Source organism: Microbacterium sp. AB, from assembly GCF_032878875.1.
GTDB lineage: Bacteria > Actinomycetota > Actinomycetes > Actinomycetales > Microbacteriaceae > Microbacterium > Microbacterium betulae.
Genome location: NZ_CP118157.1, coordinates 429,241 through 454,939 on the forward strand (window position 1 = coordinate 429,241; position 25,699 = coordinate 454,939).

23 protein-coding genes are annotated in these 25,699 nt (G+C 71.9%); 13 read left to right on the top strand and 10 right to left on the bottom strand.

Annotated features, from left to right (window positions below; all coding sequences use genetic code 11):
• Positions 1-4: 4 nt before the first annotated feature.
• Positions 5-2,503 (bottom strand): GcvT family protein, encoded by a 2,499-nt coding sequence (locus tag N8K70_RS01950; RefSeq protein ID WP_317139936.1) that lies wholly within the window; start codon positions 2,501-2,503, stop codon positions 5-7.
• A gap of 152 nt (positions 2,504-2,655) precedes the next feature.
• Positions 2,656-3,936: a helix-turn-helix transcriptional regulator gene (locus N8K70_RS01955; protein ID WP_317139937.1), complete on the bottom strand. Its 1,281-nt coding sequence runs from the start codon at positions 3,934-3,936 to the stop codon at positions 2,656-2,658.
• Positions 3,937-4,038: 102 nt separating this feature from the next.
• On the opposite strand from N8K70_RS01955, the gene hxlB reads away from it, so the two are divergent.
• From hxlB to N8K70_RS01970, 3 genes are all read left to right on the top strand, one after another.
• Positions 4,039-4,608 carry a 6-phospho-3-hexuloisomerase gene (hxlB, locus tag N8K70_RS01960; protein WP_317139938.1) on the top strand — a complete coding sequence of 190 codons (570 nt, stop codon included), beginning with the start codon at positions 4,039-4,041 and terminating at the stop codon, positions 4,606-4,608.
• Positions 4,609-4,631: 23 nt separating this feature from the next.
• Positions 4,632-5,258 (top strand): 3-hexulose-6-phosphate synthase, encoded by a 627-nt coding sequence (hxlA, locus tag N8K70_RS01965; RefSeq protein WP_317139939.1) that lies wholly within the window; start codon positions 4,632-4,634, stop codon positions 5,256-5,258.
• A gap of 63 nt (positions 5,259-5,321) precedes the next feature.
• Positions 5,322-6,233, top strand: coding sequence for a cytochrome b/b6 domain-containing protein (locus tag N8K70_RS01970; protein ID WP_317139940.1), 912 nt, complete (start codon positions 5,322-5,324; stop codon positions 6,231-6,233).
• 138 nt (positions 6,234-6,371) lie between these two features.
• On the opposite strand, the gene N8K70_RS01975 is transcribed toward N8K70_RS01970, so the two are convergent.
• From N8K70_RS01975 to N8K70_RS01995, 5 genes are all read right to left on the bottom strand, one after another.
• The gene (locus N8K70_RS01975) at positions 6,372-7,274 is read right to left on the bottom strand and encodes a sulfurtransferase (RefSeq protein ID WP_317139941.1); all 903 of its coding nucleotides are present in this window, start codon (positions 7,272-7,274) and stop codon (positions 6,372-6,374) included.
• Positions 7,275-7,277: 3 nt separating this feature from the next.
• On the bottom strand, positions 7,278-7,715 hold the full coding sequence (locus tag N8K70_RS01980) for an OsmC family protein (RefSeq protein ID WP_317139942.1): 438 nt from the start codon (positions 7,713-7,715) through the stop codon (positions 7,278-7,280).
• A 91-nt stretch (positions 7,716-7,806) separates the two neighbouring features.
• Complete coding sequence (locus tag N8K70_RS01985; protein WP_317139943.1) at positions 7,807-8,154, bottom strand: hypothetical protein; 348 nt, start codon at positions 8,152-8,154, stop codon at positions 7,807-7,809.
• A gap of 52 nt (positions 8,155-8,206) precedes the next feature.
• Positions 8,207-9,004, bottom strand: a complete 798-nt coding sequence (locus tag N8K70_RS01990) for a sulfurtransferase (RefSeq protein WP_317139944.1) — start codon at positions 9,002-9,004, stop codon at positions 8,207-8,209.
• 9 nt (positions 9,005-9,013) lie between these two features.
• Entirely contained in the window at positions 9,014-10,030 is a 1,017-nt protein-coding gene (locus N8K70_RS01995; RefSeq protein WP_317139945.1) for an aldo/keto reductase, read from the bottom strand.
• Between the two features lie 187 nt (positions 10,031-10,217).
• Here N8K70_RS01995 and N8K70_RS02000 point away from each other — a divergent pair, with 187 nt between their 5' ends.
• The 5 genes from N8K70_RS02000 to N8K70_RS02020 are packed head-to-tail and all read left to right on the top strand — an operon-like array spanning position 10,218 to position 16,743.
• Positions 10,218-11,846, top strand: coding sequence for an ABC transporter substrate-binding protein (locus N8K70_RS02000; protein ID WP_317139946.1), 1,629 nt, complete (start codon positions 10,218-10,220; stop codon positions 11,844-11,846).
• Complete coding sequence (locus N8K70_RS02005; RefSeq protein ID WP_317139947.1) at positions 11,843-12,802, top strand: ABC transporter permease; 960 nt, start codon at positions 11,843-11,845, stop codon at positions 12,800-12,802. Before N8K70_RS02000 ends, N8K70_RS02005 begins: the two co-directional genes overlap by 4 nt.
• The gene (locus tag N8K70_RS02010) at positions 12,799-13,602 is read left to right on the top strand and encodes an ABC transporter permease (RefSeq protein WP_317139948.1); all 804 of its coding nucleotides are present in this window, start codon (positions 12,799-12,801) and stop codon (positions 13,600-13,602) included. Before N8K70_RS02005 ends, N8K70_RS02010 begins: the two co-directional genes overlap by 4 nt.
• Positions 13,589-15,238, top strand: coding sequence for an ABC transporter ATP-binding protein (locus N8K70_RS02015; RefSeq protein ID WP_317139949.1), 1,650 nt, complete (start codon positions 13,589-13,591; stop codon positions 15,236-15,238). The genes N8K70_RS02010 and N8K70_RS02015 overlap by 14 nt, the downstream gene beginning before the upstream one ends.
• A 53-nt stretch (positions 15,239-15,291) precedes the next feature.
• Positions 15,292-16,743 carry an NtaA/DmoA family FMN-dependent monooxygenase gene (locus N8K70_RS02020; RefSeq protein WP_317139950.1) on the top strand — a complete coding sequence of 484 codons (1,452 nt, stop codon included), beginning with the start codon at positions 15,292-15,294 and terminating at the stop codon, positions 16,741-16,743.
• A 6-nt stretch (positions 16,744-16,749) separates the two neighbouring features.
• On the opposite strand, the gene N8K70_RS02025 is transcribed toward N8K70_RS02020, so the two are convergent.
• Genes N8K70_RS02025 through N8K70_RS02035 form a run of 3 tightly spaced genes read right to left on the bottom strand, consistent with a single transcriptional unit; the run spans position 16,750 to position 19,932 of the window.
• A complete protein-coding gene (locus tag N8K70_RS02025; RefSeq protein ID WP_317139951.1) occupies positions 16,750-17,403 on the bottom strand; it encodes a GntR family transcriptional regulator in 654 nt (217 codons plus the stop codon).
• Positions 17,400-18,785: an LLM class flavin-dependent oxidoreductase gene (locus tag N8K70_RS02030; protein WP_317139952.1), complete on the bottom strand. Its 1,386-nt coding sequence runs from the start codon at positions 18,783-18,785 to the stop codon at positions 17,400-17,402. Before N8K70_RS02030 ends, N8K70_RS02025 begins: the two co-directional genes overlap by 4 nt.
• 10 nt (positions 18,786-18,795) lie before the next feature.
• Positions 18,796-19,932: an aminotransferase class V-fold PLP-dependent enzyme gene (locus N8K70_RS02035; RefSeq protein WP_317139953.1), complete on the bottom strand. Its 1,137-nt coding sequence runs from the start codon at positions 19,930-19,932 to the stop codon at positions 18,796-18,798.
• Positions 19,933-20,116: 184 nt separating this feature from the next.
• Between N8K70_RS02035 and N8K70_RS02040 the strand changes: the two genes are divergently transcribed.
• From N8K70_RS02040 to N8K70_RS02060, 5 genes are read left to right on the top strand one after another with little or no spacing between them, the layout of a single operon-like run.
• Entirely contained in the window at positions 20,117-21,709 is a 1,593-nt protein-coding gene (locus tag N8K70_RS02040) for an ABC transporter substrate-binding protein (RefSeq protein WP_317139954.1), read from the top strand.
• Positions 21,706-22,644 carry an ABC transporter permease gene (locus N8K70_RS02045; protein ID WP_317139955.1) on the top strand — a complete coding sequence of 313 codons (939 nt, stop codon included), beginning with the start codon at positions 21,706-21,708 and terminating at the stop codon, positions 22,642-22,644. The genes N8K70_RS02040 and N8K70_RS02045 overlap by 4 nt, the downstream gene beginning before the upstream one ends.
• Positions 22,641-23,489 carry an ABC transporter permease gene (locus N8K70_RS02050; protein ID WP_317139956.1) on the top strand — a complete coding sequence of 283 codons (849 nt, stop codon included), beginning with the start codon at positions 22,641-22,643 and terminating at the stop codon, positions 23,487-23,489. Before N8K70_RS02045 ends, N8K70_RS02050 begins: the two co-directional genes overlap by 4 nt.
• Positions 23,486-24,304: an ABC transporter ATP-binding protein gene (locus tag N8K70_RS02055; protein ID WP_317139957.1), complete on the top strand. Its 819-nt coding sequence runs from the start codon at positions 23,486-23,488 to the stop codon at positions 24,302-24,304. The genes N8K70_RS02050 and N8K70_RS02055 overlap by 4 nt, the downstream gene beginning before the upstream one ends.
• A complete protein-coding gene (locus tag N8K70_RS02060) occupies positions 24,301-25,083 on the top strand; it encodes an ABC transporter ATP-binding protein (RefSeq protein ID WP_317139958.1) in 783 nt (260 codons plus the stop codon). Before N8K70_RS02055 ends, N8K70_RS02060 begins: the two co-directional genes overlap by 4 nt.
• The last annotated feature ends 616 nt before the right edge of the window (positions 25,084-25,699 follow it).

A 25,699-nucleotide genomic window follows, 5' to 3' on the forward strand; every position in this document is an offset into this window, starting at 1 on the left:
CGGCTCAGCGGCGGATGTGCGTCATCTCCGCGTCGAACAGCGGCTCGGCCCGCACCGTCGCCGCCTGCCGTTCGGCGAAGTACTCGATCTCGAGCCGCGTCCCGGGCTCGGCCAGGCGGGCGGGGAGCCAGGCGTAGGCGATCGACGCGCCGATCGTGTACCCCTGGTCGGCGCTCGCGACGTACCCGACCGCGGCGGTCTCGTCGGCCGCGTACACGGGCTCGCCGCCGAGCACGACGCGTGCGGGGTCGTCGAGGACGAGCGGCACGAGCCGGCGCGGCGCGGCGCGGGTCGCGAGCGCGTCCCTGCCGACGAAACCGGCCTTGCCCATCCGCACGGCGAAGCCGAGCCCGGCCTCCTCGGGGGTGTGCTCGCGGTTCATGTCGGCGCCGAACGCGCGGTAGCCCTTCTCAAGCCGCAGGGAGTTGAACGCGCGTCGTCCCGCCGCGATGACGCCGGAGGGCTGCCCCGCCTCCCAGAGCGTGTCCCAGAGGTACAGGCCGTGATCGGCCGTCGTGTACAGCTCCCATCCGAGCTCTCCGACGTAGCTCACGCGGAGGGCGAGCACGGGTGCCCCGGCGACGCGGATCGACCGGGCGCGGAAGTACCCGAAGCCGGAGTGCGAGACGTCGTCGTCGGTCACGCGCTGCAGGACCTCCCGCGCGCGAGGCCCCCACAGGCCGATGCCGCAGCCTCCGGGGGACGCCGGCCGGACGGACACCCCCGGGGGCGCATGCTCGACGAGACGGACGCGGTCGGGCTCGCCGTTCGTCCCGACGAGGTACCGTTCCTCGCCCAGGCGCGTGACGGTGACGTCGGAGAGGATGCCGCCGCGGTCGTCGAGGAGGAGGCCGTAGACGACGCGCCCGATCGCGACGTCGACGTCGTTCGTCAGGAGGCGCTGCAGGAGCTCCGTGGCCCCGGGGCCCTCCACCTCGAGCCGGGGGAGGGGGGAGAGGTCGTACAGCGCGACGGCGGTGCGGGTGACGTGCGCCTCGGCGGCCGCGATGGGCGACCAGCCCTCGCCCGCCCACGCGTCCCGTGCCGGAACCGTCGTGAGCCCGTCGAGCAGGTGCGCGTTCGCCTCGAACCAGAGGGGCCGCTCCCATCCGCCGCCCTCGCCGAACACGGCGCCCTGCGCGACGTGGCGCGGATGGAACGGGCTCGTGCGCAGCCCGCGCAGTCGTGCCGTCGGCCGGTGGGGATGGCGGATGTCGTAGACCTCGTCGTACGCCTCCTCCGCCCGCTCGCGTGTGAACGCGCGGCTGACGAGCGCCGGATCGAAGCGCGAGTGGTCGAGGCCGTGGGTGTCGATGCCGGGGTCGCCGGAGACGATCCAGTCGGCCATGACCTGCGCGACGCCCGCGGACTGCGTGACCCAGACGGCCTGCGCGAGCCAGACCCCCTCCGTCCCCGGCACGGGGCCGAGCAGGGGGCCGCCGTCGGGCGTGAACGAGAAGATGCCGTTGAATCCCGTGTCGAAGGCGACGTCGCGCAGCTCGGGCAGCAGCCGCCTCGCCTCCTCCCACGACGGGGCGAAGTCGTCCCAGGTGAGCGGATGCATGGCCGGGTGCACGCCGGTCGCGGCGAACTCGTCCGCCGATGCGATCTGCGACTGCTCGAGCGGGATGGGGCGGTGGTTGTAGGCGCCGACGCCGATGCGGTCGACGTATTCGCGCAGGTAGAGGGAGAAGTCCTGATGGCGCAGCATGGGCCGCGACGTCTCGTCGAGCGGGGTGTTCCGCCCGGCCAGAGACGGCACGGGCCCGCTGTGGCCGAAGCCGTGCTCCATCGGCTGCATCGGGAGCTCGAACCCGAGCACGTCGCGCGAGATGCCCGGACCCCACAGGCCGGCGCAGGACACGACGACGTCGGCGGGCACGTGCTCGGGGGCCGCATCGCGGGAGGGGACGGGGACGACCTCGACGCCCGTGACCCGGCCGCCCTTCCTCGCGATGCCGACCACGCGCGTCGACCCGACGATGCGGGCGCCCCTGTCCGCGGCCCGCTCGGCCTGCCAGCGGACGGCCGGCACGGACTTGACGACGCCGTCGGTGGGGGTGAGGAAGCCGCCGAGCACGGACGCCGGGTCGAGGCCCGGCCAGAGCCTCGCGCACTCGTCGGCATCCACGAGGGAGGAGGGCACGCCCCACGACGAGGCGAGCCCGTGACGTCGCCGGAGGTCGTGGAGGCGCTCGGGCGTGGTCGCGATCTCCAGGCCGCCCACGCGCTTGACGAGCCACTGCCCGTCGAGCCGGACGCCGTCGAGCTTGTCGAGCGTGCGCGCGGCGAGCCTCGTCATGGTGCGGTCGGCGGTGGTCTGGAAGACGAAACCGGGGGCGTGGGACGACGACCCGCCCGTGACGTAGAGCGGCCCCTGGTCGAACACGGTCACGTCGGCGATGCCGCGCAGGGTGAGCTCGTCGGCGAGGGCCGAGCCCACCACCCCGAGCCCGACGATCACGACGCGCGGCTGTGCGGCGAGGGGGGAGAGCTCGGCCACGGATCACCTCGACTCGACATGGTGTTGCTCTATTCGCAACGACGTGTAGATCGCGCAACACGCTACGGGCTCCCGCATGCTCCGGCAAGAGCGCGTCGACGAGGGAGACCCGATGTTTACATCGGCGTTACGCGGGCCTCGGTCTCGTCCGGTCAGCGCAGGCCCGAGGCGATCGCCGCTGCGGCCGCTGCGGCGCGGGACGACACGCCGAGCTTCCGGTAGAGGTGGCTCGTGTGGAACTTGACCGTGTTCTCGCTGATGCCCAGCGTCGTCGCGATCTGGCGGTTCCGTTGCCCCGCCGCGATCAGGCGCAGCACGTCCCGCTCGCGCGGGGCGAGATCCCAGCCGGAGGTCGCAGGAGGGGGAGCGTCGAGGGGAAGCGTCACGTCGATCTCCGACCCCCAGCCCGGCACGCCCGTCAGCTCGGCGCGGCCGCCGAGGATCGAGACGCGCGCCTGCACCTGCCGCAGTTCCGCGACGGAGCCGTCGAGTGCGCCCGCTCCGTCGTCGCGCAGCTTGATGAGGAGGTTCGTCCCGTCGCAGTCCCACTGGATGCGGACGCGCGTCGTGTCGGGCTGATCGTTGAAGGCGAGCACGGCGCTGCGGACGATGGCGCGAGCGGCATGGGCGACCTCTCCGGGCAGGGCGCGTCCGTCCGCCGGCGGTTCGACGAACTGCACGTCCAGCCTGCCGAAACGGGTGAGCGGGCGAAGGTCTGCGCGGAGCCGTTCGAAGGCGCTCGCGACGGGCTCCTCGGTGAGCGCGACGACGACGTCGCTGCGGGTCTTCGCGTGCACGAGTGCTGTCGTCGCGAGCTCGACGGCGGCTGCGCGGGCTCGGCGGTCGTCGATCCCCGTGTTGCGGAGGAGGGCGAGCAGGGACTCCAGATCGGTCGCATGGCTTTCGGTGAGCTCCGTCGTCACCCGCAGCCGCTCGGCCGACGCGGCGCGCGACTCGACGAGGTATGCGGGGCTGGCGTCCGAGACCTGCTGTCGGATCCGCGTCGCGGCCATCTCCCACACGATCCGCACGTATGCGCTCGCGGTCGTCGTGTCCTCGAGCGCCGCCGCATCCTCCGCGTCCGGTTCGCACAGCACGAGGATCGCGCCGGTCGGTGCGGCGAGCGCGAGGACGGGACGGTCCTGTCCGCCGATCCGCGCGGTGCGGACGTCCTCGCCCGAGGCGAGGCGCCGCCGCACGTCCTCGAGCTCGAGGATGGAGGCGTGCTCGGTGATCTCGGGGTCGCCGGCCTTCTTCTGCGGGCGGCCCGTGCAGTCCTCCGTGAAGATCAGCAGGGCGCGATGGCCCACGACCTCGCGCAGCGCCTGTCGAAGTCGCTGCGCGATCTCCGGGAGGGTCGCCGTGGCGACGGCCGCCACGGACGCGGCCGTCGCGGGGCTGGTGTGGGAGAGAGGGGAGAGGTGGGCTGCCACGACATCAGGGTAGTCGTGTGACGACGCATGACCATAACCACCCGTTCGGGTGGCACAACGGGTCGAATGGGTGATGGCGCCCACCCGTATCGCGCGACGACGATGGACATCATGTCTGAGACGTCCGCCGCAGCGCTTTCCCTTGTCGTCGACGAGATCGTCGAAGCCGCACGAGGTGTGGACCCCGCAGAGCTGGACGCGGTCGCGGATGCGATCGCCGGCGCCGAGCGCGTCTTCGTCCTCGGACAAGGGCGCTCCGGCATCGCCCTGAAGGCCTTCGCGATGCGTCTCATGCACCTCGGCCTCGAGACGCACGTCGTGGGCGAGACGACCTCTCCCGCGGTGCGCGAGGGCGATGCGCTCGTCGTGGCGTCGGGCTCCGGGACGACCGAGACCGTCGTCCGTGGGGCGCGCAAGGCCGCTGAGCTGGGCGTGACCGTCATCGCGATCACCGCCGAAGCCGACTCGCCGCTGTCGCAGACGGCGCACGTGGTGCTGCGCGTCCGCGCGGCCGTCAAGACCGACCACGGCTCCGCCGCGTCGCAGCAGTACGCGGGCAGCCTGTTCGAGCAGACCGTCCTGCTCGTCGGCGACGCCGTCTTCCAGGCGCTCTGGCAGCGCAGCGGCACGGCCGCGGAGGACCTCTGGCCCCGCCACGCGAACCTCGAATAGATCCCATCGAAAGGAAACACCCCATGACGAAGCTTCAGGTCGCCATCGACCTCCTCAGCACGGACGCCGCGCTCGAACTGGCCGGAAAGGTCGCGCCCTACGTCGACATCATCGAGCTGGGGACGCCGCTCATCAAGAGCGAGGGCCTCAGCGTCATCCGCGCCGTCAAGGACGCACACCCCGACAAGACGGTCTTCGCCGATCTGAAGACGGCCGACGCGGGCGCGCTCGAGGCGCAGATCGCCTTCGATGCCGGAGCGGACCTCGTGACCGTGCTCGGCACGGCCGACGACTCGACGATCGCGGGTGCGGTGTCGGTCGCGAAGGACAAGGGCAAGGGCGTGGTCGTCGACCTCATCGGCGTCGCCGACAAGGCCGCCCGTGCCCGTGAGGTGCACGCGCTCGGAGCCGAGTTCGTCGAGTTCCACGCGGGCCTCGACGAGCAGGCGCAGCCGGGCTTCAGCCTTGGCACGCTGCTCGAGGCGGGAACCGCGTCGAACGTGCCGTTCTCGGTGGCGGGCGGCGTGAGCACCGCGACGATCGCTGATGTGCAGAGCGCAGGCGCGCAGGTCGCCGTCGCAGGCGGAGCGATCTACTCCGCCGAGGACCCCGCAGCGGCCGCCAAGGCGCTGCGCGACGCGATCGTCTGAGAGAGCACGGGTTCCTCCGAGCCCGATGAACGATCATCCGGTCGTTCTTGGCATGATGCATAGGTGACACCTTCCCGGCCGCGCCTCACCTGGACGCGTGCGGTTGCCTACGCTCTCGCGGCCTCGGGGCTCGTCGTCCTCGCGCTCATGGCGGTCTTCGCCTCGCGCTGGATGACGAGCTTCGGGCCGGTCCAGGACTTCGTCCGCGCCTACCCCGGCGAGTACGAGCTCCCCTCCTTCGTGAAGACGGGCATCCCCGCCTGGGCGTCGTGGACGCACTTCCTCAACGCGTTCTTCCTCGTGCTGGTCATCCGGTCTGGGCTCCGCGTGCGGGGCGAGAAGGTCGCGGGAGGGCTGTGGTCGTCGAAGCGCGTGAAGAAGCGCCGGATGAGCCTCGCGCTCTGGGCGCACATCGCGATCGACGTCCTGTGGCTCGTCAACGGGGTCGTTTTCGTCGTGCTGCTCTTCGCCACCGGTCACTGGGCGCGGATCGTGCCGACGAGCTGGGAGGTCTTCCCGAACGCGCTCTCGGCGCTCATCCAGTACGTCTCGCTCGATTGGCCGACGCACAACGGATGGGTGAACTACAACGCGCTGCAGCAGCTGAGCTACTTCGCCGTGACGTTCCTCGCGGCCCCCGTCGCCGCGGTCACGGGCTTCCGGCTCAGCGCCTTCTGGCCGAAGGGGAACGAGCGCCTGACACGCGCCTTCCCGCTGGAGTGGGCGAAGGCGCTGCACTTCCCGACGATGCTCTTCTTCGTGGCGTTCGTCGTCGTGCACGTGGGCCTCGTGTTTGCCACGGGTGCGCTGCGCAACCTCAACCACATGTACGCCGGTCAGGACGCCGTCAGCTGGACCGGGTTCTGGATCTTCGCGCTGTCGCTCGTGGCGATGGTGTCCGGCTGGTTCCTCGTGAAGGACCGCGTCATCGCCCCCATCGCGAAGCTCTTCGGGGACGTCCGCCTGCGCAAGTGAGCGCGAGCAGACCCGGCCCGCCCCGATCGCCAGCGACAATCCATCCCACCCGCGAGAATGCGTCCAGCGCGCGCATTCTGACCGTGCAGGTGGATTGTCGCTGAGGAGGGGCGGGGCAACCAGGGGGCGGGAGACCGGTCAGGCCGCGGGCTCGTCCTCGAGGCAGTCGAGGTCGTGGGCGCCGGGCCGCGCGTGCGGGACGCCCTGCTCCACAGGCAGGCTCGCATCCTTCTCCCACCCGGACCACGAGTCGACGTAGAGCGCGACCGGCTGCGACAGGAGGGCCCCGAGGAAGACGAGCGCCGAGCTCGCGACGCCGCCGCCGCAGTACGCCGCCACCTCGTGGCGTCCGAGCGCTCGGCGCGCCAGCATCCATCTCCGCAGCTCCGCCGGTGGACGCAGCAGGCCGCCGTCGTCGACGATCTCGTGCGCCGGCGCGTGCACCGCACCGGGGATGTGCCCCGTGCGCGGGTGATCGACCAGCCCGTGGAACGCGCTCGCGGGGCGCCCGTCGAGCAGGGTCCCGAGGCGCGCGACCTCGGCGGCCTCGGCGGCGTCGAGGACGCGCAGCGGCGGCGTCGACGAGGCGACGGGCCCGGGATCCCGCTCCTCGCCCCCGACGGCGTCCCTCGCCGGGGTGCCGACGTCGCCGCCCGCCGCGACCCACGCCGGCAGCCCTCCGTGCAGGAGCGAGACGTCGGGGACGCCGGCGTGCGTCAGCGTGAACCAGGCGCGGGTCGCCGACGCGAGCTCCGCCGCATTCCGCGTGTAGAGGACGATCCGTCGCGGCTCCGGTCCGCGCCAGCGCGCCGCACGCCTGCGCACGGCGTCGGCGTCGGGGAGGGGCAGATGGCCGCTGGAGGCCGTCGGCGTGCCCGCGAAGTCCGCCCGGACGTTCGTGCGCACCGCGCCGGGGATGCTTCCCGACCCCCGGCCCGGTCCGTCGGGCGCGCGCCACGGCGCCACCTCGACGAAGACCAGGGACGAGCGTGCACGGAGGGCGTCGTCCGCGTTCAGCAGCAGATCGGCTGCGCCGGGCATCGGCTACCAGCCGATGCGATCGGTCGTGTGCGGGACGAACTCGACCGGCAGGCTGTCCTTCAGCGCGTTGTAGATCCGGCAGCGCTTCTTGTACTCCTCGACGAGCTCGTCGGCGCCGCGGTGGTCGACGCCCTCGATGAAGCACTCCATGATGAGCCGGCCCAGGTAGTCGCCCTCGACGCGTCGCTCGACGCGCGCGAAGATCTCCACGCGGCGGTCGGGCTGCCCCTCCTCGACGAAGTCCTGGCGGAAGGCGTTGAGGGCGCACGACACGAGCGACGCCACGAGCAGGTCGAGCGAGCTCGCGGCCTCGCCGGGCGCTCCGCTGCGGATCGACCCGTCGGAGACGATCTCGAATCCGCCGTCGCCGATGACGTAGCGTCCGCGGACGTCCGTCATACGTCCGTGGACGTTGCTCGCGACGACGATGCGATCGTTCATGTGACGGCTTTCTGCAGGGGCGGACCGGCAGAAGCGACGTTAGCAACGCGGGACGCCGACCCGCCCCGTCGTTGAGAAGTCTTACGGTCGGTCAGGCGGATGGGCGCAGCTGCTCGGAGAGGAGCCCCACGACACGGGTGAGGCTCCTGTTGTCCTCGTCGAGCACGTGCACGCGCTGTTCGAGCTCCTCGACGCGGGCGATCAGGTCGGCGCGGCTCATCCCGGCGTAGCGTGCCGCGCCCGAAGGGTCGTCGCCGTAGTCGTAGCTGCCGTCGTCGTAGCGGGCGAGCCACTGGCGCAGCGACTGCTGGCCGACGTCGAACTCCTCCGCGACCTCCCGGATGATCGAACGGTTGCGCGGCTCATCCTGGCGGCGTCTGAGCACGGTCTCGACCGACCGCGTACGGACCTCGTCGCTGTACTTTCGCTCGAATGCCATATCGGTTTCCTATCGTGCGTCGCGATAACTCTATCGTCGCGGTGCTGACGTCTCAGGTGCGTCCTGACGTCTTGGACCACTCCGACCACGATCCGACGTACACGGGCGCCGCGACGCCGATCGAGGCGAGGGCGAGAGCCTGCACGCTCGCCGCGACGCCGCTGCCGCAGGAGAGCACGAGCGGCCGCTCCGCGGGGTCGATGCCGATCGTCTCGGCGTAGGCCGCCCGGACGGCGCCGGGATCGAGGATCCGTCCGTCCCGCGCGAGCAGGCGCGTCGGCACGTTCACGGCGCCGGGGATGTGCGCGTGGTCGCCGCCGTAGGCCTCGGGCGTGCGCGCGTCCACGAGAACCGACGCCTCGTCGCGCCCGGCGACCTCGGAGCGGACGGCGACGACGGCGTGGTCCCTCGTGAAGGCCGAGGCGTCCGTCGCGGGGAGCGTCGCCGGTCGGGGAAGGGCGGCGAGATCGTCGGAGTGCGCTCCGTTGAGGAACGACACGTCGCGCAGACCCGCCCAGCGGAGCGTGACCCAGGCGCGTGCGGCGGCCGCGAGGTCGCGCGGCGTCCTGGCGACGAGGACGACCGGGGTCGGGGGCGTCAGGCCGGCGGACGCGAGGCGCCGCACGAGGGGGCCGTGCTTCGGGAGCGGGCGGGCGCCGGTGCGCGGGCCCTCCTCGCCCGAGACGTCGTCGAGCGTCAGGCGCAGGGAGGCGGGCGGCGACGGCTCGCCGGCGTCGCCCGCGACCTCGATCGCGACGGCCGACTCCGCGGCGAGGCGCGCGGTCGCCTCGTCGAGCGTGACGAGAGGAGTGGCGGCGGGCAGGGGCGAGGAGGACGGGGATGCGGGCATGGTGTCCTCTCAGTCCGTGACGACGAGGCCGGGGCCCCCGGAGATGTCGGCCGGGAGGAGACCCCTCAGCTCGCGCTCCTCCTCGGGGGTCGGCACCCAGCGGCTCGCCGTGAGGTTCTCGTCGAGCTGGCCGGGGACGGTCACGCCCGCGATCACGCTCGTGACCGTCGGCTGCGCGAGCAGCCAGCCCAGGGCCGCAGCGGTCGGGGTGATGGCGCGCTCCCTCGCGAACTCCTCGAACCGTCCGAGCGCGTCCCACGGGGCGGAACGCAGCAGGTTGTGCTTCAGATTGGTGATCTTCGCCCCCGCCGGGGAGCGCCCCTCGCGATACTTGCCGGTGAGCAGGCCGTTCTGCAGTGGGAAGTACGGGATGAACCCCAGCCCGTAGCGACGGAGGGCGGGGATCAGCTCCTCCTCGGGGCGGCGCCAGAGGAGGTTGTACTCGTCCGTGGTCGACGCGAAGCGCGTGAGCCCCCGCTCGCGGGCCGTGTGGTCGGCCTCGGCGATGCGCCACGCGGCGAAGTTGGACGCGCCGATGTAGCGCACCTTGCCCGCGTGCACGAGGTCGTCGAGCGCCTCGAGCGTCTCCTCGATCGGCGTGTGCGCGTCGGGGAAGTGGATCTGGTAGAGGTCGATGTAGTCGGTGTCGAGCCGCCGCAGCGAGTCCTCGACGGAGGCGACGACGTACTTGCGGGAGCCCGTCAGCGCGTACGAGGGACCCCTCGTCTCCCGCAGCGCGCGGCCGAACTTCGTCCCGATCACGACCTGCTCGCGCCGGCCGCGCAGGGCGCGTGCGAACAGCGTCTCGCTGAGGCCCGGCTCGTCGCCGTATCCCTCGGCGAGATCGAAGTACGTCACCCCCAGGTCGAGGGCGCGGTCGACGATGGCCGTCACGGCCTCGGGGCCGGCCGCCCGCATGCCGGAACGGCCGAACGTGCTCGCGCCGACGCCGAGCTGCGACAGCACGAGGCCGGACGCCCCGAGCGCCCGGTAGCCGTCGGGGAGGGTGGGGGACGGCAACGCCATGATGACCTCCTAATTAAAATCAAATATAGATTGCATTGGAATACGATAGATCACGATACTTGATTACACAGTATTTCCTATGAGATTGAAACGCTCCACAACTCCTGGATACTCGCCTTCTATACGGATCGCATAGCCGACGCAGCCCGCCGCCTCGGGCGTCGAACATCCAGAAAGAAGGAACATCGTGAGGACAACCCTTCGCCGTGGTCTCCGCGTCGCGGCCGTCGCGCTCGCCGCGGGGTCGATCGTGCTGAGCGGCTGCGCATCGCCCGCCGAGGAGCAGGCGGACGTATCCGGCGTCGCCGAGGAGGACCGCTACGGCGGAACGCTGAACATCGGCCTGTCGGCCGACCCGCTCGGCGTGGACGCCGCCGTCGTGAACCAGGTCTGGCGCCACGTCGCCCGCGCGCTCTCCGACTCCCTCGTGTTCCTCGACCCGGAGACGCAGGAGATCGAGCCCTGGCTCGCCACGGACTGGACCGTGAGCGAGGACGCGCGCACGTACAGCTTCACGCTGCGCGACGACGTCACGTTCAACGACGGCACGGCGCTCACGGGCGAGGTCGTCAAGGCGAACCTCGAGAGCCTCGCACGGCCCGGCATCCATACGAGCGCGCGGGCCATCGTCGAGGGCATCTCCTCGATCACGGTGCCCCGCGAGGACGAGGTGGTCGTCGAGTTCGCGGAGCCCAACGCGGCGTTCCTCCCCAGCCTCTCCCGGGCGCACGCGGGCATCGTCTCGCAGGCGAGCGCGGAGGCGCCCGTCGAGGAGCGGCAGAAGAGCCTCGACGGCAGCGGCCCGTTCCGGCTCGTGTCCTACACCGACAACCAGGAGATCGTGCTCGAGGCGCGCGAGGACTACGACTGGGCGCCCGACTACTACGAGCACGAGGGTCGTGCCTACCTCGACGGCGTCACCTACAAGATCATCCCCGAGGACTCGGTCCGCAACGGCGCCGTCCAGAGCGGCGACCTCGACTTCATCTACTGGGTCGACGCGAACTACATCCCCGAGCTCGAGGCCTCGGGGCTCACGATCAGCTACAGCGCGGTGAACCCCGCGACGGGCACCGAATGGCCCGTGAACACGTCGTCGCCGCTGCTGCAGGACGTCCGCGTGCGGCAGGCGCTTCAGCACGGCGTCGACCGCGCGTCGCTCGCCGCCATCTCGTCGAACGGCGTGTACCTCGTCCCCAAGGGGCCGCTCAGCGAGGAGAACCCGTACTTCTCCGATCAGAGCGAGTACCTCGCATACGACCCCGAGCTCTCGGCCGACCTGCTCGACGAGGCGGGATGGGACGAGATCGGCAGTGACGGCATCCGCGTGAACGACGCCGGCGAACGGCTGTCGCTGCGCTTCCCGCGCGACGGCGCCGTCGAGCAGATCGTCCAGGAGCAGTGGAAGCAGATCGGCGTCGAGCTCGTGCTCGACCCGCCGCTCGCGGCGGAGGCGAACGAGAAGCTCCTGTCGGGCGAGTACGACCTCGCCTACTGGTACCACTCCTCGCCCGACGCCGACGTCCTGCGCGCCAACTACGGCGTGGCGACGGGATCCAACCGGGCTTTCATCGCCGAGGACGACGAGCGCGGGCAGGAGCTGGACGCACTCCTGCAGGAGCAGAACACCCTGCTCGACCACGACGCCCGTCAGGCGGTCGTCGACGAGGCCGCTCGCCTCCTCGTGGAGGACGCCTACACCCTGCCGCTCGAGACCGACGTCGACGTCTGGGCGTACAGCCCCGACCTGCAGGACATCAAGAGCAACGGCCTCGATCAGCTCCTGTACGACGCGTGGCTGCAGGGCGGCGAGTGAGCGGCGGCCCGGGCGCGGGCGGGCGCCTCCGCTACCTCGGCAAGCGCCTCGCTTACGGGGTCGTGGTGCTGTGGGGCGCGTTCACGGCGAGCTTCTTCCTCCTCTACGTCCTGCCGGGCGATGCGGCCGGCGGCCTGACGGCGGGGGCGGAGGGGGAGGACCTCGAGGCGATCCTCGCGGAGCAGCGGGAGCTGCTCGGCCTCGACCGGCCCGTCCTCGTCCAGTACGGCGATGCGCTCTGGCGCGCCCTCCACGGCGACTTCGGCATCAGCATCTTCACGCGTCGCCCGGCGACGGAGCTCTACTTCGAGGCGTTCGGCGAGACGATCAGGCTCGCCGCCGTCGGCCTCGCCCTGGCCGTCGTCCTCGGCGTGCTGCTCTCCGTGCTCATCGAGCTGATCGACTGGACATGGGCGAGGGAGCTGCTCCTGTCGCTCCCGCCCATCGCCGTCTCCGTGCCGCCCTTCTGGGTGGGGATCGTCCTGCTGCAGCTCTTCGCGTTCCAGCTGCGGCTCATCCCGCCGACGGGGAACGACAGCCTGCCCGGGCTGCTCGTGGCCTCGCTGGCGCTCGCCATCCCCGGTGCCGGCGGCGTCTCGCAGCTGCTCACGACGAACCTCCGCGGCGCGCTGACCTCGCCCTACATCGAGACCGTGCGCAACTGGGGGCTCGGCCGCGCGGGCGTCGTCGTCCGGCACGCGCTGCGGAACTCCATCCTTCCCGTCGTGACCTCGTTCGGGACCACGGTCGGCGTCATGATCGGGGGCACCGTGCTCACGGAGACCGTCTTCTCGCGCACGGGCGTCGGCCGCGTCATCGTGGACGCCGTGGACGGGCGCGACACCCCTGTCGTCCTCGTCTGCGTGACCGTGAGCGCCGCGATCTTCGTCGCGGTCAACTTCGTCGTCGACGCCGTCTACCCGCTGATCGATCGACGTATCGAGCTGGAGGCATGATGCGCCCCACGCTCGTCCTCTCCTGGATCTGGGTCGCGCTCGTCCTGACGAGCGCCGTCGCGCCGCAGTGGTTCGTGGGATACGACCCGCTCGCCCAGGACGCTCAGGCGCGGTTCCTCCCGCCGAGCGCCGATCACCTCTTCGGGACGGACCAGTACGGCCGCGACCACTTCGCCCGCACCGTCCACGGCACGTCGCAGTCGCTGCAGGCCGCCGTCGTCGCCGTGCTCATCGGGCTCGTGGCCGGCTCGCTCATCGGCCTGATCGCCGGAGCGCTCCGCGGCGTCGTCGAAACCGTCCTCATGCGCGTCGTCGACATCATGCTCGCGGTGCCGAGCCTCATCGTGTCGCTCGCGATCGTCACGGCGCTGGGGCGCGGCACGATCAACATCGCGATCGCCATCGGGATCAACAGCGTGGCGAGCTTCGCACGCCTCATGCGGTCGGAGGTGCTGAAGGTGCGGGCCCTGCCCTATGTCGAGGCCTCCGTCTTCACGGGGCACCGCTTCCCGTACCGGCTTGCGCGGCACATCCTGCCGAACGCGTCCGGCTCGGTCCTCGCGGCCGCGACGATGGACATCGGGACGGCCATCCTCGGCGTCGCGGCGCTCAGCTTCCTCGGCTTCGGCGCCCCGCCGCCCACGCCGGAGTGGGGCGCGCTCGTCGCCGAGGGGCGCTCCTTCCTCACCGTCCAGTGGTGGCTCAGCACCCTGCCGGGCGTCGTCATCGTGCTGTCCGTGCTCGCCGTCTACCGGATCGGGCGTTCCATCGACCAGGGGAGGACGAGTGTCGTCGGCTGAACGGCGGGAGGAGATCCTCCGCCTCGAGGGGGTCTCCCTCGAATACCGCACGGGGCGCGGGCGTGCGCACACGGTCGTCGACGATGTCGGGTTCGGGCTCGAACGCGGCGGGGTCCTGGCCCTCGTGGGCGAGTCGGGATCGGGCAAGAGCACGCTCGCGCGGACCGTCACGGGCACGCTGGCCGCCCACGCGAGGATCACGGCGGGCTCGGTCGTCTTCGACGGCGAGGACCTGACGCGCATCTCGTCGCGCCGCTACCGTGCGCTGCGGGGCAACCGCATCGGCTACGTCCCGCAGGACGCGCTGCTCGGGCTCAACCCGCTGCTCCCCGTCGGGCGGCAGGCGGCCGAGCCGCTCCGCGTGCACACCGGCCTCGACAAGGACGAGCGGCGCGCGCGCGTGCTCGAGCTTTTCGACAGGGTCGGGCTGCGGCGCGTCGAGAGCGTGTACGACAGCCACCCCCACGAGCTCTCGGGCGGCATGTGCCAGCGTGTGCTCATCGCCGCCGCGATCGCGGCGGGACCGGACCTCGTCGTGGCGGACGAGCCGACGACGGCCCTCGACGCGACGGTGCAGCGGAGGATCCTCGACCTCCTCGCCGACCTCGCCCGCGAGGAGGGGCTCAGCCTCCTGCTCGTCACGCACGACCTGGGCGTGGCCGCGGAGCGCGCGGGGCGCGTCGTCGTGCTCCGCGAGGGTCGCGTGGTGGAGGCGGGCGACGCCGAGCGGATCGTCAGGCGCCCCCGGGCGGAGTACACCGCCCAGCTCGTCGCGTCCTCGCACATCGACCGTTCGCCGCTCGCGCTCGCCGAGAGCCGCAGGGGCCGGACGATCCCCGCCGACGCGGCGGCCCCGGAGGCCGTCGTCGTCGCGGAAGGCCTGGAGAAGACGTTCCGCAGCCGTACCGGCGACGAGGTCCGCGCCCTCCGCGACGTGTCGCTGAGCGTCGCGCGCGGCACGACCCTCGGCATCGTCGGCGAGTCGGGCTCCGGCAAGACGACGCTCGTGCGCGTGCTGTCCGGGCTCGCGAGGCCCGACGCGGGCACCGTGCGCATCCACGGCGAGGAGCTCATCCACGACCGCGAGGGCGCGACCGATCGCCGCGCGCTCTACCGGAAGCTTCAGCTCGTGTACCAGAACCCCTACTCGTCGCTCGACCCGCGGCAGACCGTGCGCTCGCTGCTCGAGGAGCCGCTGACGGGCTACCGGCTCGGCGGACGCGGCGAGAGGGCGCGGCGCATCGCCGAGCTGCTCGACCTGACGGGCCTGCCGTCGGCCGTGGCGGGTCGCTACACCGCCGAGCTCTCGGGAGGGCAGCGCCAGCGGGTCGCCATCGCCCGGGCTCTCGCGCCGCGTCCCGAGGTCCTCATCTGCGACGAGCCCGTCTCGGCGCTCGACGTCACCGTGCAGCGGCAGGTGCTCGACCTGCTCGACGACCTGCAGCGCGAGCTGGGGCTGACGTACCTCTTCGTCTCTCACGATCTCGGCGTGATCAGCGAGGTGTCCGACGACGTCCTCGTCCTGCAGCACGGCGACGTGGTCGAATCGGGCCCCGCCGCCGCCCTGCTGCGCGAGCCTCGGACGGCGTACGTCCGCGAGCTCATCGCGGCGATCCCGCGCCCGGCGTTCGCCTGACCCGTCCATCCCGTCGCCGGCGACGACCGGCCCTCTCCCCGAAAGGCCTCCTCATGAGCGCAACCCCCGGTCCGCACCGGCGACAGCTCCACCTCGGCTACATGTACTGGGTCAACGGCACCCACTGGGGCGGATGGCGTCAGCCGGACGCCCCCACGGACGGCGCCTTCGACGTCGCGTACGCCCTCCGCGCGGCGCACACGGTCGAGCGGGCGAAGTTCGACTTCTTCTTCCTCGGCGACACCCTCCCGGGCGACATCGTCGACGAGCAGTGGAAGACGACGCACAACACCGGCAGGCTCGAGCCCTTCACGCTCGGGTCGCAGCTGGCGCTCCAGACCACGGACATCGGCATCGTGGTGACGGCGCATCCGACGTTCTATGACCCCTACATCCTGGCTCGGCTCACGTCGTCGCTCGACCATCTGAGCGGGGGACGCCTCGCGTGGAACGTCGTGCTGGGCGCCTCGGACGCCGCCGCGCGCAACTTCGGCCTGGACGACCTCGGCGGGGCGTCCCGCTACGAGCGCGCGGACGAGTTCATCGAGGTCGTGAAGCGCCTCTGGGACAGCATCGAGGACGACGCGTACATCCAGGACAAGGAGTCGGGACGCTTCATCGACGACAGCCGGATCCACCGGCTGAACTGGAGGGGCGAGCACTTCCGCGTCGAGGGGACGCTCCCGCTGCGCCGGCCGCCCCAGGGGCATCCGCCGCTGCTGTACGCGGGAGCGAGCGAGGCGTCGCGCGCGCTGTCGGCCAAGTGGGCCGACGTGCACTTCACGAACTCGCGCACGATCGAGGCGTCCGCCGCGTTCAACGCCGACGTCCGCGAGCGCGCGGCGGCGTTCGGCCGCGACCCCGAGCAGCTGTTCTTCCTGCCGGGGATCACGCCCGTCATCGGCGACACCCGCGCGTCCGCCGTCGCCGTCTACGACCGGTTGAACGCCGCGCTCCCGCTCGACGACGACATCGTCTGGGGCGGGCGCGACCGTGAGCACTGGGCGGCGTACGCGGCGTCGCCTGCGGGCCAGGCGCCGCTCGGCCACGGCCTGCGGAACCTCGGCGCGCTGTCGGCGCTCATCGGCGTCGACGTGACGGACGCCGGCCTCGACGCCGTCTTCCCCTCCGCCCACGTCGCGGGGCTGTCCGAGCGGGGCCGGCGTCTCCTCGCGTCGGTGACGGAGCGCACCGACCGGACGCCGGAGGGCGCCGACCCCGTGCGCGTGAGGGACCTACTGTACGCGTCGGTCATCGACGGCTTCCCGCTCGCGATCGGCACGGCCGAGAGCGTCGCGGACACGCTGCAGGAGTGGTTCGAGCAGGGGGCGGCCGACGGCTTCAACGTGCAGTCGCCGTACCTGTGGGGGCAGCTCGACCGCTTCGCCGACGAGGTGGTGCCGATCCTCCAGCGACGCGGTCTGCAGCGCACGGAGTACGAGGCGAGCACGTTCCGGGGGCACCTCGGGCTCCCGCGCCCGCGCGGCTTCTTCGACGGGCGGTGAGGCGCCTCAGCTCCGGCGGGTGCTGAGGAGGAGCAGCTGGTAGTCGCGGGCGCGGGCCATGTGCGCCGCCATGCGCCGCCTGGCGAGTTCGGGGTCGCGCTCGACGACGGCGTCGAGGATGCGCTCGTGCTCGGCCTGCGACTCCTCCGTGCCTGCGATGGACCGCTCCCACGGGCGCCGGTGCAGGCTGATGAGGGTCTCCGCGCGGGCGACGAAGTCGGCGAGCGCCGTGTTGTGCGACGCCAGGATGAGGGCCCGATGCCACTCGCCGTGGAGCGCCTCCCGCACGGCGGCGTCTGCACTCTGTCGCGCCTCGCGCAGGATCGCCGTCATGCGTGCGCGCTCGAGCTCGGTCGCCCGTGAGGCCGCGGCCTCGGCGCTCGTCGCCTCGAGGGCGTTGCGCACGTCGAAGTAGTCGAGGATCTCCTGCTCGGTGCGCTCGTGCACCCGGTAGCCGCGGCGCTCCCGCTTGAGGATCCCGTCGCGCTCGAGCATCGCGAGCGCCTCCCGGATGGGGGTGCGCGACGTCCCGAGGTCGTCCGTCAGGGCGCTCTCGTAGAGACGGGTCTCGGCGTCGATGTCGCCCGCGAGGATGCGCTCGCGGAGGGTCCGGTAGTGCGAGAGGGCGGCGGTCTCCCCGCCGGACGCCGCGCTTCTCATGCCTGTCCGGACGCGTCGAGGGCGATGCGGCGGTGCGGATGGTCGTCGTGCAGCCGGGTCTGGCCTTCGCCGTACAGCCGTTCGCGGAACGTCGAGTCGCCGGCGGCCTCGGAGAGGAGGCCCCTGCGGCGCAGGACCGGCACGACGTGACGGATGATGTCGTCGAAGGTGCCGGGGCGCACGGCGTAGGCGAGGTTGAAGCCGTCGAGGTCGGCGACCTCCGCCCAGCGCTCCAGCTCGTCGGCGACGGTCTCGCCCGATCCGACGATGACCGGTCCCATGCCGCCGACGCCCATGTAGTGGGCGACCTCCCGGAGAGTCCAGACGCGATCGGGGTCGGCGGACGCGAAGAATCGCGCGGAGAACTGCGCGCCGTTCGACGGGATGTCGGCGAGGGGGACGTCGGGGTCGAACTCCGACAGGTCGACCCCCACAGGGCCGGCGAACTGCACCATCGCCCCTCCGTAGTCGATGTACTCCAGCAGGTCGCGGTGCTTCGCCTGCGCGATCTCGTCCGTCTCGCCCGTCACGATCGTCGCGACCGCGAACGTCTTGACCGATCGGGGGTCGCGCCCGAGCGCCGCGGCCTCTGCGCGGACGGCCGCGACGATGGGCGCGATCACCTCGGGGCGCGTGCCGTGGACGAAGAGCCCCTCGGCGTGCTCCGCTGCGAAGCGCTGGCCGCGTCCCGACGAACCGGCCTGGAAGAGCACGGGGGTGCGCTGCGCCGACGGCTCGGCGAGGAACGCGTCGGGCACGTGGAAGTGCGTCCCGTCGTGCCGGACGGGGTGCACGCGTGAGGGGTCGGCGTAGACGCCGCGCTCCTTGTCGAGCACGACGGCGTCGTCGTCCCACGAGAGCTCCCAGAGCTTGTGCGTCACCGCGAGGAACTCGTCGGCGCGGTCGTAGCGTGCGTCGTGCGCGAGCTGCTCGCCGGCTCCGACGTTCCGTGCCGCGCTGTCGAGGAACGAGGTGACGATGTTCCAGCCGATGCGGCCGTCCGACAGGTGGTCGAGGCTCGTCAGCGTCCGGGCTAGAAGGTAGGGCTGCGTGTACGACGTCGACAGCGTGATGGCGAATCCGAGCCGTCTGGTGACGGCCGCCATCGCCGAGACGACGGTCGTGGGGTCGTCGATCGGCACCTGGCTCGCGGTCCGCAGCGCCTCGTCGGGCCCGCCCTTGTAGGCGTCGAGCATCCCGAGGATGTCGGCCATGAAGACGCCGTCGAATCCCGCGTGCTCGAGGTCGCGCGCCAGGCGCGTCCAGTACCGGATGCTCTTGTACTCGTGCGAGCGGTCCTGCGGATGTCGCCAGAGCCCGGAGGAGATGTTGCCGGGGGAGAAGTTCTCGAAGGCGTTGAGGTGGATGGTCCGTCTCGTCATGTGGGCTCCTCTAGTCGTCGTGTGCGTCGTCATGCCGCGCCTCGGCGTAGACCGAGACGACGGCTGCGGCGCCTGCGGCGACGTCGACGTCCGCGCCCGCCGCGACGAGGGCGCCGCCGAGCGCCGCCACGACCGCGAGGACGGGCTCGAAGCCGGCCTCCGCCGCCGTGTGACGGATGCGGACGAGCCGGGGGTCGACGCCCTCCGGGCCGACGGCGAGCGTGACGCCGAACAGGGCCTGGGCCAGGGCGATGACACGGGTCCGATCGACGTCCTGCGGGAGGAGGACTCCTGTGGTCAGCCCCGACGAGCGCTCGTCGTCGCCCGTCCACGTCGCGATCCCCAGCGCCCGCGCGCCGGACCGGGCCGCGCGCGCGGCGAGGCGGTGACGGGCGACGACGCCGTCGATGCCCTCGTGCCCGATCGCGTCGAGCGCGGCGTCCAGCGCCCAGAGCTCGTGCGGGGCGGGCGTTCCGGGGATGACGGCGCGGTCGGAGTCGAGCCAGTCGCGACGGATGTCGAGGAGGGAGAGGGACGAGAGGGTCGCGCGTCGCGGAGGACGGGCGAGGAGCGCCCAGCCTCGTGTGTTGATCGCGACGGCGGAGACGCCCGCGGGCCCGCGGAGCCCCTTCTGCGGCCCGACGACGACGATGTCGGGGCCGTCCTCCCCGAGGACGAGCGGCTCGGCGCCAACGGAGGCCACGGCGTCGACGATCGCGACGAGGCCGAGTCCGCGTGCCTCCGCGAGGATGTCGTCGATCGGGTTGACGATCCCCGTCGCCGCCTCACCGTGGACGAAGGAGATCGCGTCGAAGGAGCCGCCGGAGAGGGCCGCACGGACCTCGTCGATCGCGATGGGCTGTCCTGCGACGGCCGGGGAGACCGTCGTCACCTCGCCGCCGGCGTCGGCCAGCCAGTCGCCGAAGAGCCGGCCGTAGACGCTCGTGGCGACGTTGAGGAATCGTCTCCGCGACGCCCCGGCCTCGCGGGCCGCGGCCTCCAGCGCGACGATCGCCTCGCCGGGCACGAGGACGACGTCGTGCTCCTCCGCGCCCAGGATCCGGCCGATCCGCTCGCCGAGGGCGGAGTACCGCTCGGCGGGGAACGCCGGCAGGGCGGCGAACGGCCATGCGTCGAGACGGCTCATCGGCAGGCCTCGGGAAGACAGGGTGCGGCTGCGCTCATGGCGGGTCCTCGGATGTCTCGGCGGGCCCGTGCGGGGCCGGGTTTACGTCCTGTTACGGCTGCGAAATAATGTACACGTTCGTACGCATTATTCTTCACGAGTCGTCATACGACGTCTTTCGCTCCCTGCCCGAAGAGAGAACCCCATGCAGCGCACCACCGCGCGCCCGCCCCGCCGTGCCCTCCGCGCATCCGCCGCACTCCTCCTGCCCGCGACCGCGCTGATCCTGGCCTCCTGTGCCGCGCCGGCGACGAGCGATGCGGACGCGACGGGCGATCCCGTCGCCGGCGGCGACATCACCTTCGCCCGTCTGAGCTCGCCCGTCACCTCGCTCGACCCCCACGACGACACGCTCATCACGATCAACGCCTACACGCTCGACAAGGTCTTCGACACGCTCTACGCCCTCGACGAGGAGGGCGAGCCGCAGCCCTCGCTCGCGACCTCGTACGAGGTGAGCGACGACGGGCTGACATGGACGTTCTCGCTCCGCGACGGCGTGGTCTTCTCGGACGGCTCGGCGTTCGACGCCGCCGACGTCGTCTACTCGATCGGCCGCCACCTCGACCTCGGCGGAGCGCTGCCTCTCGGCGCCCCCATCATCGGCGTCACCGCCGTCGACGACCACACGGTCGAGATCGTGCTGAGCGAGCCCTACACGCCGCTGCTGTCGGAGCTGTCCGTCTTCTCCAGCAGCATCCTCCCGGAGGATCTCGCGGGGCTCGACGAGGACGAGTTCTTCGCCGACCCGATCGGGACGGGCCCCTTCACCGTGGAGGAGTGGGACCCGTCCTCCACCGAGCTCACCCTCGCGCGCAACGACGAGTACTGGGTCGAGGGGCTTCCGTACCTCGACACCGTCCGCCTCACCACGGTCGACGACGACAACCAGCTCGTCCAGCAGGTGCAGAGCGGGCAGGCCGACATCGTCGACGACGTGCCCATCGCGAACGTCGAGGAGCTCGAGGCGAACGGCGACGTGCGGGTGCAGAGCGTCGGCAGCTGGAACCAGGACATCGTCTTCTTCAACACGACGTCCGACGTGTTCTCCGACCGCGGCGTGCGCCGTGCCGTCGTGCAGGCGGTCGATCGCGACGCGCTGACGGAGGCGACGACGTTCGGGACCGGGACTCCCGCCCGGACGTTCATCGCCTCGACCATCCGCTACTCCGACCAGGACGTCGACGCACTGGAGTACGACGTCGATGCGGCGAAGGACGAGCTCGCCGCCTCGGAGCACCCCGAGGGCGCGGCCGCCACGCTGCTCGTCGAGGGCGGTTCGCAGTCGCGCGCGCAGCAGGCCCAGATCATCCAGGCGTCCCTCGCGGAGATCGGCGTCGACGTCGAGATCGAGACCGTCGACAGCGCGACGTTCTGGACGCGGTTCCCGGCCGGAGACTACGAGTTCGCCCTGTCGACGACGATCGCCGACACGGGCGATCCCGACAACGTCTCGAGCTGGCAGGTCGACGGCGACGGCGTGACGCAGGCGTTCTACACGTACTACGACAACGACGAGGTCGACGCCCTGGTGAAGGAGGGCCGCATCACGCCCGACGGCGACGAGAGGGCCGCCATCTACTCGCAGATCCAGGAGATCGTCGCGCAGGACTCGCCGTCGCTGTCGCTCGACTATGTGTCGGAGATCAAGGCCGCGGGGGCGCACGTCCACGGCCTCCAGCTCATCCCGAACGGCACCGTCCGGCTCGAGAACGTCTGGATCGATCCGCAGTCGTGACCCGGATCGCCCGGCTCGTACGACCGGCGGCACGAGCAGCGCTCGTCGCCGTCGGCGTCGTGCTGGCGACCTTCGTTCTGCTCGGCCTCGTGCCGGGCGACGCGGCCTCGGCGCTGCTCGGCAGCCGGGCGACGCCGGAGGCCGTCGCCGCCCTCCGCGAGGACTTCGGGCTCGATCTGCCCTGGTACGCGCGTCTCGGGGCCTTCATCTCCGACGTCCTCACCGGCTCGCTGACCTCGTACGTCAACGGCCAGCCGGTCACGGCTCTCATCGCCGCGCGGGCGGCGCCCACGGCCACGATCGTGCTCGCGGCGCTCGTCGTCGCGGCGGCCGTCAGCGCCGCGCTCGCGCTCGCCGCCGCCGCGCACCACGACCGGCCCGTGGACCAGATCGTCCGCATCGTGTCCACGGCCGGCGTGGCCGTCCCCTCCTTCCTGCTCGGGATGGCGCTCATCCTCGTGTTCGGGGTGCGTCTGCGCTGGTTCCCGGTGGGCGGCGTGGACGACGGGTTCCTCTCGTACGTGCTCCCCGCCGTCACGGCGGCATCCGCCGTGGTGCCGGTCGTCACGCGCAGCCTCCGCGTCCAGCTGCTCGAGGTGTCGGGCTCCGACGTCGTCGCCGCTGCGCGTGCGGCGGGGTTCTCCGAGCGGCGCGTGACGTTCGGGGTGCTGCTGCCGAACGCGGCGATACCCGCCCTCACGCTCCTCGGCCTCAACGTGGCGTATCTCGTGGGCGGGACGTTCGTCGTCGAGCAGGTGTTCGGCATCCACGGGTTGGGAGCGCTCATGTTCGACGCGATCCAGGATCGCGACGTCCCCGTCGTGCAGGGCGTCGTGCTGTACACGGCGCTCGCCGTGGTCCTCGTCGGCGTCGTCACGGATGTGGTGGTGCGTGCGATCGATCCCCGGCGCCGGGTGGAAGGGGCGGTCGTATGACCGTCGCGGCGTTCGAGACGGCGGCGGCTCCCGGAGCCGAGCGCCGGCGCTCCGGCACGCTCGTCGCCGGCGCCGTGATCGTCTCGGCGGTCGTCCTCGCGGCGGTGCTCGCGCCGGTCGTGGCGACCCACGACCCGCTCGCGCAGGACCTCACGGGCGGCCTGCAGCCGCCGTCGGCCGAGCACTGGCTCGGCACCGATCAGCTGGGGCGCGACCTCTGGTCCCGCATCGTCCACGCAGCCCGGACCGACCTGCGCGTGGGTGTGCTGGCCGTCATCGCCCCGGCCGTCATCGGCACGGCGATCGGGCTGATCGCCGGGTACTTCGGGGGGTGGGCCGAGCGGATCGCGACCTACCTCGTCGACGTGAACCTGTCCTTCCCGTTCTACGTCATCGTGCTCGCGATGGTCGCCCTGCTGGGGACGGGCGACATCGCGATCTACGTGACGTTCGCGCTCGTCGCGTGGGTCAACTACGCGCGCGTCGTCGCGACCGTCACCGCGGGCTTCGTCCGGGAGAACTGGGTGGTCGCCGCCCGAGGCGGCGGGCTGTCGCACGGGAGGGTCGTCCTGCGCCACGTCCTGCCCAACGCGTTGCCGCAGATCGTCGTCATCCTCGTGGGCGACATCGTCTTCGTCATCCTCGCGGTCGTCACGATGAGCTACCTGGGGCTGGGCATCCAGCCGCCCACGCCGAACTGGGGCGGGATGATCTCGGACGGCCAGGCGTTCCTGGCGACGAGGCCGTGGATCGCCCTGTTCCCCGGCGCGGCGATCCTCGTGACGGGAGTCGGCTTCTCGCTCCTCGCGGACGGCGTCGCCGACAGGGTGAGGAGCGGGCGATGAGCGCGGAGACGGCGAGCGTGCTCGAGGTGTCGGGGCTCTCGATCGCACGTCGCAGGGGGGCGGGCATCGTCGAGGGCGTGGACCTGTCGGTGCGCCGCGGGGAATGCGTCGGGCTGGTCGGCGAATCCGGTTCGGGGAAGAGCCTGACGCTGCGCGCGATCATGGCGCTGCTGCCGGACGGCGTCGAGGCGACCGGCGGCGAGGTGCGGGTCGATGGCCTGCCGATGCCGCGGTCGGGCGCCGCCGCGCGGTCGTCGCGCCGCGGGCGGCTGTCGATGGTCTTCCAGGACCCCGCCGCGGCGCTCGACCCCCTCAGGCGCGTCGGGGCGCAGGTGGCCGCCGTGCGTCGTCACGTGCGCGGACGGTCCGCCCGAGCGGCGAGGGAGGATGCGTTGGGGCTCTTGGCGGATGTCCGTCTGCCGGACCCGGCGGCCGCGTACGAGCGATATCCCCACGAGCTCTCGGGAGGGCAGCGGCAGCGGGTGATGATCGCCGTCGCCCTGGCGAGCGAGCCGGAGTTCCTCCTGTGCGACGAGCCGACGACGGCGCTCGACGTCACGGTGCAGGCGGAGATCCTCGCGTTGCTCGACGACATCCGGCGCTCCCGGTCGGTGGGCGTCCTGTTCGTCAGCCACGATCTGCCGGTCGTGTCGACCGTGAGCAGCCGTCTTGTCGTCATGCGCCGGGGCGTGGTGGTCGAGGCCGGCGACACGATCGACGTGCTCGGCGCGCCTCGGGATCCGTACACGCGTGGCCTCGTGAGGGCCGCGGCCGAGCTCTCGGCCGACTCGCCCGCAGGCGGGAGCGGCTCATGACCCCGCCGCTGCTGAGCCTCGCCGACGTGACCGTCCGCTACGGCGCCCACGAGGCCGTGAGCGGAATCTCGTTCGCGGTGGCGCCGGGCGAGATCGTCGGCCTCGTCGGAGAGTCGGGATCGGGGAAGACGACGATCGGCCGTGCGATCGCCGGGACGACGCCCGTCTCCCGCGGCGACGTCCGCTGGGAGGGGCGTGCGCTTCCCTCGCGGCGCTCGCCGCAGGAGAGGCGTGCGATCCAGGTCGTGTTCCAGGACCCGTCGCTCTCCCTCAACCCGAGACTCACCGTCGGGACGATGCTCGCCGAGCTGCTCGTCGTGCACCGCATCGCTCCGCGTCGCGAGGTGCGCCAGCGGGTCGAGGAGCTGCTGGCCCGGGTGTCGTTGCCGCCCGAGACCGCCGATGCCCGCCCCGCGAGGCTGTCGGGAGGGCAGCGTCAGCGCGTCGCCATCGCGCGGGCGCTCGCGGTGCAGCCGAGGCTGATCGTCGCCGACGAGCCGACGTCGGCGCTGGACGTGTCGGTCCAGGCGGACATCCTGCGCCTGTTCGCGAGGACGCGCGACGAGCTCGGCACGTCGATCGTGATCGTCACACATGACATCGGCGTCGTCCGGTATCTGTGCGATCGCGTCGTCGTCCTGCAGGGCGGGCGCATCGTCGAGCAGGGGCCGACGCGCGAGGTGCTCGCCTCTCCGCGTGAGGACTACACCCGTGCCCTGCTGAGCGCCGTTCCGCGGCTGAGCGTCCATCCGACCAGCGAGAATCCAGCATTGTCATGACGATGCACTCGGCAGCCGCATCCTCGCGGCGCAGATGAGTTCTCGCCGGCTCGGGCCCCGTCGGCGGGCTGCGGGATCACGCCCGTCTCCACCGCGCCATCCGCTCGGGCGTTCCTCGGGGAAGGGGAGAACGGGAGAAGGGCCGCAGGGAGAATCGACCTGTGGGCCTCCGCATCAAGAACGAGCGGGTCGTGGATCTCGTGCGTGAGCTCGCCGATCTCACGAACAGGCGCTGCCGAGGTGATCCTCGACACGTCGGACGTCATCGAGGTGATCGACGCGACGGAGCGTGCCCCTTCGATCGAGGAACGCCTGCTCGCGGCCGGCCATGTGAGGATGTCGGCTCGAGCTGACGGCGGTGCTGATGCGATACCGAGAGCGTGCGATGCATGCCCTCGCACAACGAGCGCTCGACGACTGGGGCGTCGAGATCGTGCCGTTCGATCAGGAGCAGGCGCGGGTCGCCAGCAGGCGTACCGCGATTCGGCCGGGGGTCCGGGCATGCCGCCCGGCTCGACAGGGGCGACTGCTCCAGCTACGCGCTCGCGACCGTCCGGCGCGAGCCCCTCCTGTATGTCGGAGACGATCTCGTCCACACCGACGTGCTGTCGGCCCT

Excerpts from the sequence above, each read along its gene's own strand:
- hxlB (WP_317139938.1), top strand. The coding sequence starts at position 4,039 with ATGGACATCATGTCTGAGACGTCCGCCGCAGCGCTTTCCCTTGTCGTC.
- hxlA (WP_317139939.1), top strand. The coding sequence starts at position 4,632 with ATGACGAAGCTTCAGGTCGCCATCGACCTCCTCAGCACGGACGCCGCG.
- N8K70_RS01975 (WP_317139941.1), bottom strand. The coding sequence starts at position 7,274 with ATGCCCGGCGCAGCCGATCTGCTGCTGAACGCGGACGACGCCCTCCGT.
- N8K70_RS01980 (WP_317139942.1), bottom strand. The coding sequence starts at position 7,715 with ATGAACGATCGCATCGTCGTCGCGAGCAACGTCCACGGACGTATGACG.
- N8K70_RS01985 (WP_317139943.1), bottom strand. The coding sequence starts at position 8,154 with ATGGCATTCGAGCGAAAGTACAGCGACGAGGTCCGTACGCGGTCGGTC.
- N8K70_RS01990 (WP_317139944.1), bottom strand. The coding sequence starts at position 9,004 with ATGCCCGCATCCCCGTCCTCCTCGCCCCTGCCCGCCGCCACTCCTCTC.
- N8K70_RS01995 (WP_317139945.1), bottom strand. The coding sequence starts at position 10,030 with ATGGCGTTGCCGTCCCCCACCCTCCCCGACGGCTACCGGGCGCTCGGG.
- N8K70_RS02010 (WP_317139948.1), top strand. The coding sequence starts at position 12,799 with ATGATGCGCCCCACGCTCGTCCTCTCCTGGATCTGGGTCGCGCTCGTC.
- N8K70_RS02020 (WP_317139950.1), top strand. The coding sequence starts at position 15,292 with ATGAGCGCAACCCCCGGTCCGCACCGGCGACAGCTCCACCTCGGCTAC.
- N8K70_RS02025 (WP_317139951.1), bottom strand. The coding sequence starts at position 17,403 with ATGAGAAGCGCGGCGTCCGGCGGGGAGACCGCCGCCCTCTCGCACTAC.
- N8K70_RS02030 (WP_317139952.1), bottom strand. The coding sequence starts at position 18,785 with ATGACGAGACGGACCATCCACCTCAACGCCTTCGAGAACTTCTCCCCC.
- N8K70_RS02035 (WP_317139953.1), bottom strand. The coding sequence starts at position 19,932 with ATGAGCCGTCTCGACGCATGGCCGTTCGCCGCCCTGCCGGCGTTCCCC.
- N8K70_RS02040 (WP_317139954.1), top strand. The coding sequence starts at position 20,117 with ATGCAGCGCACCACCGCGCGCCCGCCCCGCCGTGCCCTCCGCGCATCC.
- N8K70_RS02050 (WP_317139956.1), top strand. The coding sequence starts at position 22,641 with ATGACCGTCGCGGCGTTCGAGACGGCGGCGGCTCCCGGAGCCGAGCGC.
- N8K70_RS02055 (WP_317139957.1), top strand. The coding sequence starts at position 23,486 with ATGAGCGCGGAGACGGCGAGCGTGCTCGAGGTGTCGGGGCTCTCGATC.
- N8K70_RS02060 (WP_317139958.1), top strand. The coding sequence starts at position 24,301 with ATGACCCCGCCGCTGCTGAGCCTCGCCGACGTGACCGTCCGCTACGGC.